The following is a 12,515-nucleotide window of genomic DNA, read 5'->3' on the forward strand; positions in this document are numbered from 1 at the left end:
TTTTAAAAACTAATCCTGTTCGTGTCGGTATCGACTAGCGATCATTTTCACGAATAGATGACGGGTGACGATTAAGTGCCATCACTTCAACATTCATGTATGGGTATAATGGCAACCCTTGTAAAATCTGGTGTAATTCTTCATTACTCTCGACATCAAAAATACTGATGTTGGAATACTGCCCTGTAATACGCCAAATATGACGCCATTTACCCTGACGTTGTAATTCCTGTGAGTAGGCTTTTTCAACAGCTTTGATTTCAGCTGCTTTATCTACTGGCATATCTAACGGAATATTGACATCCATGCGTACCTGAAAAAGCATATGTGCGACTCCTTTAAACCTTACTGGCGACGTAATTGATCGATTTTGTCTTCATCCACTTCAATCCCAAGACCTGAACCTGTTGGAACCTTAAGTTCAAAGTTTTCGTATTGCAGTGGAGTTTTGAGAATGTCCTGAGTCAGTAGCAATGGCCCAAATAACTCAGTGCCATAGGCAAGCGATTCAAATGTTGCAAAGGCATGTGCTGAAGCAATTGTCCCAATAGGACCTTCCAGCATCGTACCGCCATATAGATCAATACCTGCCAGTTTGGCAATTTTGGCAACTTCACATGCTTCAATCAGACCAGCAGACTGGTTAATTTTGACTGCAAAAACATCTGCACCATGCTGTTTAGCAAGACGATATGCACTATCTGGCCCAGTTAATGCTTCATCTGCCATAATGGCAACATCAAAACGCTGGGTTAAACGAGCAAGTGCATTCGTGTTTTCAATTGCACAAGGTTGTTCAATTAAATCAATGCCGCCATCTTGTAACTGTTGAATTCCTTTAATACATTCAATTTCAGACCAAGCACGATTGACGTCTACACGAATACTGATGTCATCACCAAGTGCTTTTTTAATCGCAATAACGTGATCAACATCTTGTTGTAATTTGTTAGCACCAATTTTTAATTTGAATGCATTGTGACGTTTAATCTCAATAAGCTGCTGTGCTTCAGCAATATCTTTCTCAGTATCGCCAGAAGCTAAAGTCCAAAGTACAGGCAAGGCATCACGTAAACGACCACCAAGTAACTCGCTGACTGGAACACCTAAGCGCTTACCTTGAATATCAAGCAAAGCCGTTTGAATCGCACATTTCGCAAAACGGTTACCATTAATGCTCTTACGAATCACTTTTAATGTTTGAGCAATATTTAAACCTTGGACTGATTTCAACAAAGGCGCGAAATAAGTTTCGACATTTGTCTTTACACTTTCCGGGCTTTCTTCACCATAGTTCAAGCCACCAATAGTGGTTGCCTCACCCCAGCCAATAAAACCATCGTCTGTTGTGATTTTTACCAAGACCAATGTTTGTGTACTCATCGTTGCAACAGAGAGCTTATGCGCACGAATTGTTGGTATATCAATCAGAATTGTTTCAATGGATTTATACATGGTCTTTTAGTGTCCAAGATATTCTTGCTTGTGTATACTTTAAAGGAATGGTTAAATTATGTGAAAGACTGTTTTTGCATTTTTATATATCTTTTAGGTATGGAGTTAGGGTATGGAATTACGTCATCTACGCTATTTTGTGGCGGTGGTAGAGGAGCAAAGCTTCACAAAAGCAGCCGAACGATTATTTATTGCTCAACCTCCTTTAAGTCGGCAAATTCAGAATCTAGAGCAAGAGCTTGGAATTCAGCTATTTGAACGAGGAAGCCGTCCTTTAAAAACGACTCCCGCAGGCGATTTCTTTTATCAGCATGCCATTAAACTTTTGTCGAATGCAGAGCAAATGGTGTCGATGACTCAGCGCATTAATGCTGTACAGACCACCATTCGTATTGGTTTCGTGAGCTCATTATTATTTGGTTTATTACCCCGAATTATTTATTTATATCGACAAAAGCACCCACATTTAAAAATTGAATTGATCGAAATGGGCACACAGGCCCAGGTAGAAGCTCTAAAAGATGGGCGAATAGATGTTGGATTTGGTCGTCTTAGAATCAGTGATCCTGCAATTAAACGTGTTTTATTACGCAATGAAAAACTAACCGTAGCAGTACACGCCAGTCATCCATTAAATCGATATAAAACTCAAGGTGTGCATTTAGCGGATTTAGTAGATCAAAATATCTTACTTTACCCTTCTACTGCCAAACCAAATTTTTCAACACATGTGCTTTCTATTTTTTCAGAGCATGGTTTAGAGCCACAAAAATTGACTGAAACGCGAGAAATTCAACTTGCTTTAGGTTTGGTTGCTGCTGGTGAAGGAGTTTGTATTGTGCCTGAGAGTACAAATAGTATTCAGTTAGCTCAATTAAATTACTTACCATTAATTGATCCAAATGCCCTTAGTTCAATTTTTATTACGATTCGAAACATGGAAGATAGCAGTTATATTTATGCTTTATTTGAAACGATTCGTCAAATTTATGATTATGAAGGTATTCGTTATGATGATACTGAAATAAATAATTATTAATTTACTTAGGCTATTTTTAATCAATATATCCTGCCTGCTAAATTTTAAAAGATCGTAGCACAGAGGTATTTTATAAGAGCTTTTGTGCTGCCACATTAGGTTATTAACCAGATGATATAAAATGAGTTTTTATGGAAGCTATACTTCTCTTACACTTGAGGGATGAAATTGATTTATAAAAATCTTAAATGCTTCTTTATAATTTTTTAACTGGAATATTTAAAATGACGTGTTTTATTTTTATTAGTTTACTTAGGCTATTTAAATCATTTTAAAGATTAACGTAACAAACCTTGTGGTTGTAATATGATGATTGCAGCGCCAATAAGCACAATCACCCCACCCAAAACATCCCAACGAGTTAGAATTACTTGATCAACAAAGCGCAGCCAAAGCAAGGCTGTGAAAATATAAACTCCACCATACGCTGCATAAATTTTACCTGAAGCAGCAGGATGCAATGTCAGTAACCAGACAAATAACATCAGGCTAATTGCCGTGGGCAACCAGAGCCATGCACTCCTCCCCTGATTTAAAATCAAATAAGGAAAATAACATCCAAGCAGTTCAGCAATTGCTGTAATAAGAAATAACCCAAATACACGAAGTATTTGGGCTATAGGTAAAATTTCATTCATAAATAATTATGCAGGTTCTGCGGTTTGATCTTCAAATACAGTAAGTTGTAGACCAACATCTTTCCCATTTTCTTTTTTAACGGTCACAGCAACATTGCCACCATATTCTGCTAACTCTCCAAACAGGATCATTTCAGCCAATGGTTTTTTCAAGTGCTCTTGAATCAGGCGTTGCATTGGACGAGCACCCATTAGACGATCATAACCATTGGTTGCTAACCAGTCACGTGCACTTTGATCCACTTCAAGCACCACTCTTTTATCATCAAGCTGTGCTTGCAATTCAGTTAAGAATTTATCAACCACAGATTCGATGACGACAGGAAGCAAGGCTTTAAATTGAATCACACTGTCTAGACGGTTACGGAACTCAGGTGAAAAAGCTCGTTTCATTGCTTCCTGATTGTCATTGCTGTTGTCTTGTTCAGTAAAACCAATGCTGCTTCGTGAGATACTCTCTGCGCCAATATTGGTGGTAAGAACTAAAATAACATTACGGAAATCAGATCTACGACCGTTATTATCGGTTAATGAGCCATGATCCATAATTTGCAACAACAAGTTATAAACGTCAGGATGTGCTTTCTCAATTTCATCAAGCAGCAACACGCAGTGCGGGTTTTTATGAATGGCGTCTGTGAGCAATCCGCCTTGATCAAAACCGACGTAACCAGGAGGTGCACCAATTAAACGAGAGACTGCATGACGTTCCATGTACTCAGACATATCAAAACGTACCAGCTCTACACCTAAAAGTTTTGCCAACTGTTTGGTGACTTCGGTTTTACCCACCCCTGTTGGACCTGCAAATACAAAACTACCTACAGGTTTATCTGGTGATTTCAAACCAGCACGTGACAGTTTAATCGCAGAAGCCAAGGCAGTAATTGCTTCGTCTTGACCAAAAACTACACGTTTCAAATCACGTTCAAGGTTTTCCAAAACAGTTTTATCATCTTTCGATACGGTTTTTGGTGGAATACGGGCAATTTTAGCAACAACATCTTCAATGTTTTCAACCGTAATCAGATTGTTATCTTCTTTTGGTTTTAAACGGCGCTGTGCCCCTGCCTCATCGATGACATCAATGGCTTTATCTGGCAAGAAACGGTCTGTAATGAATTTCGCTGCGAGTTCAACGGCTGAAACAAGCGCTTTATCGTCATATTCCACATGATGGAATTCTTCGAATTTGCTTTTCAACCCACGAAGAATGTCAATGGTTTCTGAAATACTTGGTTCATTGACATCAACTTTTTGAAAACGACGAGATAAAGCATGGTCTTTTTCAAATACCTGACGGTATTCTTGGAATGTAGTTGAACCAATGCAACGCAATGTACCATTTGCCAATGCAGGTTTAATCAGGTTTGATGCATCCATCGTGCTGCCCATACTTGAGCCTGCACCAATAATCATATGAATTTCATCAATAAATAAAATTGCATTTGGATTTTTTTTCAACGCAGTCAATAATTGTTTCAAGCGTTTTTCAAAATCACCACGATACTTGGTTCCTGCAACCAATGCGCCAATATCCAGACTATAAACTTCAGCTTTACTCAGTGGTTGTGGTGCTTTTCCATTCACAATCAGCCAAGCCAAACCTTCGGCAATTGAGGTTTTACCCACGCCAGGATCACCTACAAGAAGCGGGTTATTTTTGCGGCGACGGCAAAGAATCTGTGCGGTACGTTCAATTTCTTTTTCACGACCAATGAGCGGATCAGTTTTACCTTTGGCAGCTTCAACATTTAAATTGGTTGTATATTGTTCTAAAGGGCCTGCTGCCGCGTTGGTGGTTTCACCTTCAAGATCGTCAGATTCTTCTTCAACCTGAATTTCTTCTTTACGCGAACCATGAGAAAGATATTGAGTCAAAGTTAAACGATTAATTTGATGACGTTTTAATAAATAAACTGCAAAAGTATCTCGTTCAGAATACATAGCAACAAGGACATCTGCACCTTCTACAGTACGGTCTCCGCCGCTAGATTGCACATGGAAAATCGCACGTTGCAAAATACGATCAAAACTTTCAGTTGGATGTGGTGCCTGCTCACTATTTTCGCCAAGTTTTGGCGTATGCTGTTCAACATATTCTTCCAACTCTTTACGCAACGTAACAACATCTGCACCACATGCTTTTAAGGCATTAACCGCAGAATCATTGTCGAGCAATGCAAGGAGTAAATGTTCAACCGTCAAAAACTCATGTCTCTTTTGCCGAGCCATGCTTACAGCTAAACGCAATGATACTTCTAATTGGCGACTGAGCATGTTGACCCCCTTATTATGATTTTGGCTCAATCTGACAAAGTAATGGATGACCTTGTGACCGAGCGTAATTATTTACCTGATTTGCTTTTGTCTCAGCAATATCTCGAGGATAGACGCCTGCGACACCTTTCCCCTCATAATGTACAGTTAGCATTACTTGAGTGGCTTGGTCAAGATTCATTGCAAAGAATTCTTGTAAAATTTCAATAACAAAGTCCATAGGTGTGTAATCATCATTCAACAACACCACAGCATACAATGGAGGACGCTTTAGTTCGGGCGGAGCCGTTTTGACAGCGAGGTCAGAATCAGGATGCTCGTCAGACTGATCATGCAAAGACGGGTTGAAATGCCAGTCGACATATCCTGATTGCTGAAAGGTCATTTTGACATCATTTAGACAAATTTTTCGTTTCATGTTTGCTGTCATATCTAATTTCATGGTTATTGTGCTCGGGCTTCTGCTTGTGGAACTTCGGAAACGAAAGCTGATGTATTTTTCACTTCTTCTCCACGTAACCAGCTAAAGCGTTTAACTTCCGACACAGAACCATTTAAATGAATTTCAATATATTGTGGCACAAAGTCTTTTGGCATCGTCCAGCGCCCTGTAAGGCGTTCAAAGTCCATAAAGTTGAATTGGCTGTCTTCCATAGGTACAGCCAACACCTCAGTACCACGAATCAGACGAATTTCAACTGAACCAACTGCACGACTGTTATTTGGACTAATTTGTGCCAAATCAAGCTGATATTCATAGGCATTTTCAGGTAATGGCTTAACACTTAAATTTTGAATGCTTAGACTTAAACCGCCACGTTGCCGTAAAACATCGCGATAAATTTTACTTTGCGATTGTGCAATCGATAAATCATCTTTGGTTTTTTTCAAAACTGCTGTCAAGTCATTGGTATTGCTCACAGCAATATCACGTTCCTGAATCGCCATGTTATAACTTTTATTGAGATTACTCAGGTTGTCTTTTTGCTTTTGTACGATCCCGACCAACTCCTGAGCGTCAGCATCGTAACCAACCACTGACAAACCTTGTCGATGCCCTACAGAATACCCCAGTATTGTTCCACCACATAGCAGCACAACACCAGCCAATATCAAAAATTTATTGGATTGTAAAAAGGGAGCTTTTGGCTCAGAGTATGAATCTAAAGGATTATTCGATTCTGTAGTTTGATCTGTCATCTCGAATGCTCAATTTTTTACTGTGCCATCACAATAATGGCACTTCTTTTTGCTTTAAAAAAATTATGGTAATAAACCAATACCTGCCAAGCCTTCATCTTCTGCAAAACCGAACATAATGTTCATATTTTGCACGGCTTGCCCTGCTGCACCTTTCACCAGATTATCTTGCGCAGATAACACGATCAGTTTGTTTGGATGAGGTTTATGCAAAGCAATACGTAACTGGTTTGCACCACGCACACTACGGGTTTCTGGCGAACTACCCGCTGGCATAACATCTACAAATGGCTCGTTGGCATAAAACTGCTCGTACAAGGCTTGTAAATCGGTCTGAGCACCTGCTTCAGTCAAGTCCACATAAATGGTGCTTAACATACCGCGAATCATTGGCACTAAGTGCGGAATAAAAATCACGTGTTCAAATACACCAGTTTTACCCGAAATATTTTCAAGTGCCTCTACAATTTCAGGATGATGGCGATGCCCTGCAACCCCATAAGCCTTGAAGTTATCGGCATTTTCCGAGTAGATCATGCCAAGGCTAGCTTTACGACCAGCACCTGAAACACCCGATTTTGCATCAATAATAATACTTTCAGGTTTAATGAGGTCTTGTGCTGCTTTTAATACAGGTGCCAAACCAAGCTGTACAGTTGTTGGATAACAACCCGGGTTACCAATCACGTTGGCTTGTTTGATTTTGTCGCGATTTAACTCAGACAAACCATAAACCGAGTCTTTTAACAACTCAGGGCAAGCATGTTGCATGCCATACCATTTCTCAAATTGTTCAAGGTTTTGTAAACGGAAGTCAGCCGCCAAATCAATCACTTTGGTGTTTGCTTCGGTCAGTGCTTGAGCATGTTGCATGGCAACCCCATGCGGTGTCGCAAAAAACACCACATCACACTGTTTCAGCACGTCAATATCTAAATCAGAAAATTCTAGATCGGTATGCCCACGTAAATTTGGAAACATATCGGCAACACGTTTACCAGCTTCAGTCCGTGAAGTGAGAACTTGCACTTGAGCTTGCGTATGTCGAAGTAAAATACGCAAAAGTTCAACACCTGTATAACCCGTGCCACCCACAATACCCACTGAAATCACTTTGTGTTACCTCATGCTGTACTTTAAAAAAATAGGTCTAGTATGACAGGAAGATTGGCTTTTCTAAACCTATTTCATAATCAACTGGATAGATTTTTCAAGCCTTAAATCAAAATCGCTTTAACCTAGCCACCAATTTGACCACTGAAATTTTTTCAATATCTGCCGATGTTGCTGAAAATTGGCGTCGTGTCGGGCAACTTCCTGCCAAAATTCAGCACTATGGTTAAAATGGCGTGTATGCACAAGTTCATGCACACAGACGTAGCGAATAATTTCTTTGGGTAATAAAACCAGCGCGGCATTCAGCATAATTTTGTGCTGAGTACTACAACTTCCCCAACGTGACTTGGCAAAACGTATCTGATAAGACTGGTAAGGCAAGCCGATCTGCTGGCTCACATCTTCAAGAAATTCGGGTAAGGTATTTTTGGCATGGGCAATCACAAAACTTTTTAAAGCTTTGGCAGCCTGTTGCTGATGTAAATAAACACAGTTATTTTCAGGTTCAAAAACAAAATTTTGTTGCTGTAAGCGCGGTACAATTGCCAGTTGAGGAAAGTTGAATAAGTCCAAACTATCAGGAAAATCAGCAGGTTTTTGTTGTTGGATTTTTTGCCAAGTGTCTTGTAGCCAAGGCTGTGAATCTTCTAAGAATTGTTGAACCTGTTTTTGTTTGCAGCGCAATGGAACTGTTAGACGAATCTCATGTGTGTAGACACGCAAGCGCAACTGGGTTGCCCTCGCGTGACGTACAATTTTAATTTCAGGTAGCGTAACCTGCGACATGGTTAAACTGCGAAACGCTCTTCAATGCCATCGTTAGTGGCAACAATCGCAATATCAGCCTTGTTTAACGCAAAAATACCATTGGTCACGACACCTGGAATGTTATTGATGGTTTTCTCAAGTTCTAGTGCATCTAGAATATTTAAGTTATAAACATCCAGAATCACATTACCATTGTCGGTAATCACTGCTTGTTCCTGATCATCTACACGAAATACAGGATCACCACCCAAAGACACCAGTTTACGTGCAACAGCTGAACGCGCCATAGGAATCACTTCAACAGGAAGCGGGAAATCACGTCCAAGTTGCTCAACCCATTTTGAATCATCAACGATACATACAAATTTTCGGGCAATTGATGCCACAATTTTTTCACGAGTTAATGCCGCACCGCCGCCTTTGATCATATGCAAATGACGGTCAATTTCATCGGCACCATCAACATAGGCATCGAGACTTCCCACCTGATTCATATCAACAACTTCAATCCCTAGCTTTGTTAAACGCTCGGCAGTTGCTTTTGAACTTGCCACAGCCGCTTCAAGTTGTAGTTCTGGTAACAAGTCAATTAAAAAGTTAACTGTACTGCCTGTACCAACACCTAAAATGCCGCCTCTAGGCAAATGTTTCAATGCGGCTTGTGCTGCAGCTTGTTTTTTCGCATCTTGGGTTGCATATAGACTCATAATGGTTTTAACTCAATATCTCAAATGATGAAAGATTTAGCGTAATTTAGCCGCCCAAAAGACAAGCGGTTTGTTACAATGTAAATCTATTTTAAACTGTTAAATGGAAGATGAACATGTTGTTTCGCTTGGTAAGACAAATTTTACAAGCAACAGTCTATGACGTTGCAATTGAATCTCCTCTCGAAGCGGCACCACGAATTAGTCAAAAACTCAATAATAATATTCGTCTGAAGCGTGAAGATTTACAACCTGTTTTTTCTTTCAAGCTGCGTGGTGCTTATAACCGTATCAGCCAACTTCCTAAAGAACAGTTAGAACGTGGTGTGATTACGGCTTCGGCAGGTAACCATGCACAAGGTGTGGCATTGTCTGGCGCAAAACTCGGTATTCCAGCGATTATTGTCATGCCGCAAACCACGCCAGATATTAAAGTTCAAGCTGTAAAACGTCTTGGTGGACAAGTGGTTTTACATGGTGACGCTTTTGATGCAGCCAACAAATATGCTCAGCAACGCGCGCAAGAAGAAGGTCTAACGTTCATTCCCCCATATGACGATGAACTGGTGATTGCAGGTCAAGGCACAATTGCCAATGAGATTCACCGTCAATGGCGCGAAGTCGACTATATTTTTGTTGCTGTTGGTGGTGGCGGTCTAATTTCAGGCATTGCCGCATACTTCGGTGAAGTTGCACCTCATGTCAAAGTTGTCGGCGTTGAATATGATGAATCAGCCTGTTTAAAAGCAGCATTAGCAGCCAATGAACGTGTTGTTCTACCTCAAGTGGGTTTATTTGCCGACGGTACAGCAGTTGCACAAATTGGCGCACTGCCATTTGATATTTTGCGTATGGACAAATCAGATGGTTCAGGAAAAATCATTGAGCCTGAAATCATTACCGTCAATACTGATGAAATCTGTGCAGCAATCAAAGACACTTATGATGAAACTCGCAGTATTGTCGAGCCATCGGGTGCTATGGCACTTGCAGCAATCAAAAAATTTGTGGCTGAAACCGGTATTCAAGGCAAAAACATGGTGTCTATCGTGTGTGGCGCCAACATGAACTTTGACCGTTTACGCTACATTGCAGAACGTACCGAACTTGGTGAACATCGCGAAGCAATTTATGCAGTGACTATTCCTGAAGAAAAAGGGTCTTTCCTGAACTTCTGCCGTGCCTTGCAAGGTCGCAACATTACCGAATTTAACTACCGTTGTAATGATGAACATTCAGCGCAAGTCTTTGTCGGCATTAGCTTAAAAGGTGGTCAGGCTGAACGCAAAGAAATCTTTGAGTCGCTCAAAGCCAATTACGATGTGGACGATTTATCTGATGATGAAGTCGCAAAATTACACATCCGTTATTTGATTGGTGGGCATGCCAACATCAACAATGAGCGTCTGTTCCGTGTCGAATTCCCTGAACGCCCAGGTGCATTACTAACTTTCCTAGAGCGTTTAGGACCAAACCATAACATTACCTTATTCCACTACCGTAATCACGGTGCGGCTGAAGGTCGTGTACTTGTTGGTTTACAGGCGACAGATGCAGATGAACAACCAGACGTATTAATTGAAACATTAGAAAAGATTACTTATCCGTATGAAGAAATTAGCCAAAACTTAGGCTACAAACGCTTCTTAAAATAAGTTGCTTGAAACAAAAAACCGATGCCTCATGCATCGGTTTTTTGTTTTTGGCGAAGTTTATTGCTTTTAAAGTGTATTTAAACTGAAGCTCTGACTATAGCTTTAACTACCTATATACTGATTTTTTGTGGTTTATATATCATGCCAATGTTTAAACCCAATAAAAGTTTTTAGATTGACTGTTTGTTTGCAGTCATGTCTGCGGTATGCCTGGCTGAATGATGATCAGGGATTACAACACAGTTAAACTCATTACTAAGGTATTTAGTTCTTTATTTGACTTAATTTAACCGCAGTATTGAAGAAAAGCTCTTTGAATTATTTTATGACTCGAATTAATTGATGGTTTAATTTTAGTTTTTGAGTAAGTTTAAACTATGAAATACTTAGGCTATTTAAATTTTGTTTATAAAAAAACCATGCTTAGCATGGTTTTTTTAATGTGGGAAAATTTAGAACCAATCCATCAAGGAAACACCCACCCCGATGTAATTAGCACGATGGTTATAGTCAATCAAACTTTCACCATAACCACTAAAGTACTGAATTTGACCACGTAATTTACCTTTAATCGGGAATGTCCAGTCAAACTGTACTGCACCATGCGATGCATCGCCTGTACGTAAAGAGTGGCGTAACATTAAAGAGAAGTCATAGTCATTTACGCGGTAAAATGCCGTAATATCGCCGCGCCCCATATAATTTTCAATATCAGGGTTGTTATCATCCCGCGTATTTTCAGGAATTCGATACCATGGGCGAATCATAATGGCAAAATTGTCACGTTCAAAACCAAAGTTTAACATGACACGATTCCAGCTACGCGAAAATGGATCGGCACGCCCATTGGACTGATGGTTAAAACTTACGCCAAACAAACGACCATCTAGTCCCATCAGGTTATAGTTGGTGCGAAAAATCAGGCTTGCTTCAGGTTCATAGTTGGTTTCCCGAAATGGGCGTGAATTTTCTGCATTATAGACTTGCCAACGTGACGACTGAGTATAACCAATCCATAAATCACCATTGTCACCAAAGATGTTTTCCCATGCTTTGGTTTTTAAAGACAACTGGAATTTGGATTCTGTGAACTTCAGATCTTGCCGCTCGGTCACAGTATTCAACGGATTTGGGCTGCTCGGGTATACATTACGATTGCTTGTCCAAAAAATTGGTAACACATAAATCGGTTTATATCCCCGAATATTCCATGTACCCAATTTGCTTTTTTCAGACAATTCCCAACGGCTGTCTAGCAAAGAGTTTTGGGTATTCAAAGGTTGCCGCGCATCATTTGAATAAATATAGTGCAAAGAGCGGGCGAGCTTTTCTTTTAAGCTGGCATCTTCTGTGCTGCTTTGCGCCACTGTTGTAGCAGGCACAGACATGAGCTGACTTGGTTGAGTCGCTGTCTCGGTCAAAGCATTTAAAGGCGCATTATCTTGTAAGAGCTTCGGTTTAAAATAGCTGTCATAACAGGCCAGACGGTCAGAATCAGCGATAATTCCTGCACAGGCCTGCCCACTGGTAGGATGAAAATTTTCTGATGTTTTTTCTTCAGCAAAACTCATAGAGCAACACAATAACCCGCCACCAAGCACTGGAATAAATCGCAGTGCCTGATAAGTACGTTCAATCGCTTTGAACGACATATGTT

The 12,515-nt window shown here is 40.2% G+C and carries 12 protein-coding genes; 2 read left to right on the top strand and 10 right to left on the bottom strand.

All coding sequences use genetic code 11. The features are described 5' to 3' along the window. Positions 1-34 precede the first annotated feature (34 nt). Together catC and P255_RS06465 are read right to left on the bottom strand one after the other, a co-directional pair. On the bottom strand, positions 35-325 hold the full coding sequence (gene catC / locus P255_RS06460; RefSeq protein WP_004905028.1) for a muconolactone Delta-isomerase: 291 nt from the start codon (positions 323-325) through the stop codon (positions 35-37). A 20-nt stretch (positions 326-345) separates the two neighbouring features. Beyond that, positions 346-1,455: a muconate/chloromuconate family cycloisomerase gene (locus P255_RS06465; RefSeq protein WP_004905027.1), complete on the bottom strand. Its 1,110-nt coding sequence runs from the start codon at positions 1,453-1,455 to the stop codon at positions 346-348. Positions 1,456-1,567: 112 nt separating this feature from the next. Here P255_RS06465 and P255_RS06470 point away from each other — a divergent pair, with 112 nt between their 5' ends. Further along, positions 1,568-2,494: a LysR family transcriptional regulator gene (locus tag P255_RS06470; protein WP_004905024.1), complete on the top strand. Its 927-nt coding sequence runs from the start codon at positions 1,568-1,570 to the stop codon at positions 2,492-2,494. Between the two features lie 278 nt (positions 2,495-2,772). Here the strand turns inward: P255_RS06470 and P255_RS06475 are convergent, their stop codons facing one another. From P255_RS06475 to rpiA, 7 genes are all read right to left on the bottom strand, one after another. Then, entirely contained in the window at positions 2,773-3,132 is a 360-nt protein-coding gene (locus tag P255_RS06475; RefSeq protein ID WP_004905023.1) for a YnfA family protein, read from the bottom strand. Between the two features lie 6 nt (positions 3,133-3,138). Continuing rightward, positions 3,139-5,412 (bottom strand): ATP-dependent Clp protease ATP-binding subunit ClpA, encoded by a 2,274-nt coding sequence (gene clpA, locus P255_RS06480; protein ID WP_004905020.1) that lies wholly within the window; start codon positions 5,410-5,412, stop codon positions 3,139-3,141. A 13-nt stretch (positions 5,413-5,425) separates the two neighbouring features. Further along, a complete protein-coding gene (gene clpS / locus P255_RS06485) occupies positions 5,426-5,842 on the bottom strand; it encodes an ATP-dependent Clp protease adapter ClpS (RefSeq protein ID WP_035365305.1) in 417 nt (138 codons plus the stop codon). A gap of 14 nt (positions 5,843-5,856) precedes the next feature. Continuing rightward, positions 5,857-6,612, bottom strand: a complete 756-nt coding sequence (locus P255_RS06490) for a DUF6776 family protein (protein ID WP_004905016.1) — start codon at positions 6,610-6,612, stop codon at positions 5,857-5,859. A 63-nt stretch (positions 6,613-6,675) separates the two neighbouring features. Beyond that, entirely contained in the window at positions 6,676-7,725 is a 1,050-nt protein-coding gene (argC, locus tag P255_RS06495; RefSeq protein ID WP_004905015.1) for an N-acetyl-gamma-glutamyl-phosphate reductase, read from the bottom strand. A gap of 120 nt (positions 7,726-7,845) precedes the next feature. Next, positions 7,846-8,514 (bottom strand): M48 family metallopeptidase, encoded by a 669-nt coding sequence (locus P255_RS06500; protein WP_004905014.1) that lies wholly within the window; start codon positions 8,512-8,514, stop codon positions 7,846-7,848. Positions 8,515-8,516: 2 nt separating this feature from the next. Then, positions 8,517-9,203, bottom strand: a complete 687-nt coding sequence (rpiA, locus tag P255_RS06505) for a ribose-5-phosphate isomerase RpiA (RefSeq protein ID WP_004905012.1) — start codon at positions 9,201-9,203, stop codon at positions 8,517-8,519. Positions 9,204-9,313: 110 nt separating this feature from the next. Here rpiA and ilvA point away from each other — a divergent pair, with 110 nt between their 5' ends. Continuing rightward, positions 9,314-10,858, top strand: coding sequence for a threonine ammonia-lyase, biosynthetic (ilvA, locus tag P255_RS06510; RefSeq protein WP_171063656.1), 1,545 nt, complete (start codon positions 9,314-9,316; stop codon positions 10,856-10,858). A 452-nt stretch (positions 10,859-11,310) separates the two neighbouring features. Here ilvA and P255_RS06515 read toward each other — a convergent pair whose 3' ends face one another. After that, complete coding sequence (locus tag P255_RS06515; RefSeq protein WP_004905010.1) at positions 11,311-12,510, bottom strand: phospholipase A; 1,200 nt, start codon at positions 12,508-12,510, stop codon at positions 11,311-11,313. Positions 12,511-12,515 lie beyond the last annotated feature (5 nt).

Source organism: Acinetobacter brisouii CIP 110357, assembly GCF_000488275.1.
GTDB lineage: Bacteria > Pseudomonadota > Gammaproteobacteria > Pseudomonadales > Moraxellaceae > Acinetobacter > Acinetobacter brisouii.

Excerpts from the sequence above, each read along its gene's own strand:
- catC (WP_004905028.1), bottom strand. The coding sequence starts at position 325 with ATGCTTTTTCAGGTACGCATGGATGTCAATATTCCGTTAGATATGCCA.
- P255_RS06465 (WP_004905027.1), bottom strand. The coding sequence starts at position 1,455 with ATGTATAAATCCATTGAAACAATTCTGATTGATATACCAACAATTCGT.
- P255_RS06470 (WP_004905024.1), top strand. The coding sequence starts at position 1,568 with ATGGAATTACGTCATCTACGCTATTTTGTGGCGGTGGTAGAGGAGCAA.
- P255_RS06475 (WP_004905023.1), bottom strand. The coding sequence starts at position 3,132 with ATGAATGAAATTTTACCTATAGCCCAAATACTTCGTGTATTTGGGTTA.
- clpA (WP_004905020.1), bottom strand. The coding sequence starts at position 5,412 with ATGCTCAGTCGCCAATTAGAAGTATCATTGCGTTTAGCTGTAAGCATG.
- clpS (WP_035365305.1), bottom strand. The coding sequence starts at position 5,842 with ATGACAGCAAACATGAAACGAAAAATTTGTCTAAATGATGTCAAAATG.
- P255_RS06490 (WP_004905016.1), bottom strand. The coding sequence starts at position 6,612 with ATGACAGATCAAACTACAGAATCGAATAATCCTTTAGATTCATACTCT.
- P255_RS06500 (WP_004905014.1), bottom strand. The coding sequence starts at position 8,514 with ATGTCGCAGGTTACGCTACCTGAAATTAAAATTGTACGTCACGCGAGG.
- rpiA (WP_004905012.1), bottom strand. The coding sequence starts at position 9,203 with ATGAGTCTATATGCAACCCAAGATGCGAAAAAACAAGCTGCAGCACAA.
- ilvA (WP_171063656.1), top strand. The coding sequence starts at position 9,314 with ATGAACATGTTGTTTCGCTTGGTAAGACAAATTTTACAAGCAACAGTC.
- P255_RS06515 (WP_004905010.1), bottom strand. The coding sequence starts at position 12,510 with ATGTCGTTCAAAGCGATTGAACGTACTTATCAGGCACTGCGATTTATT.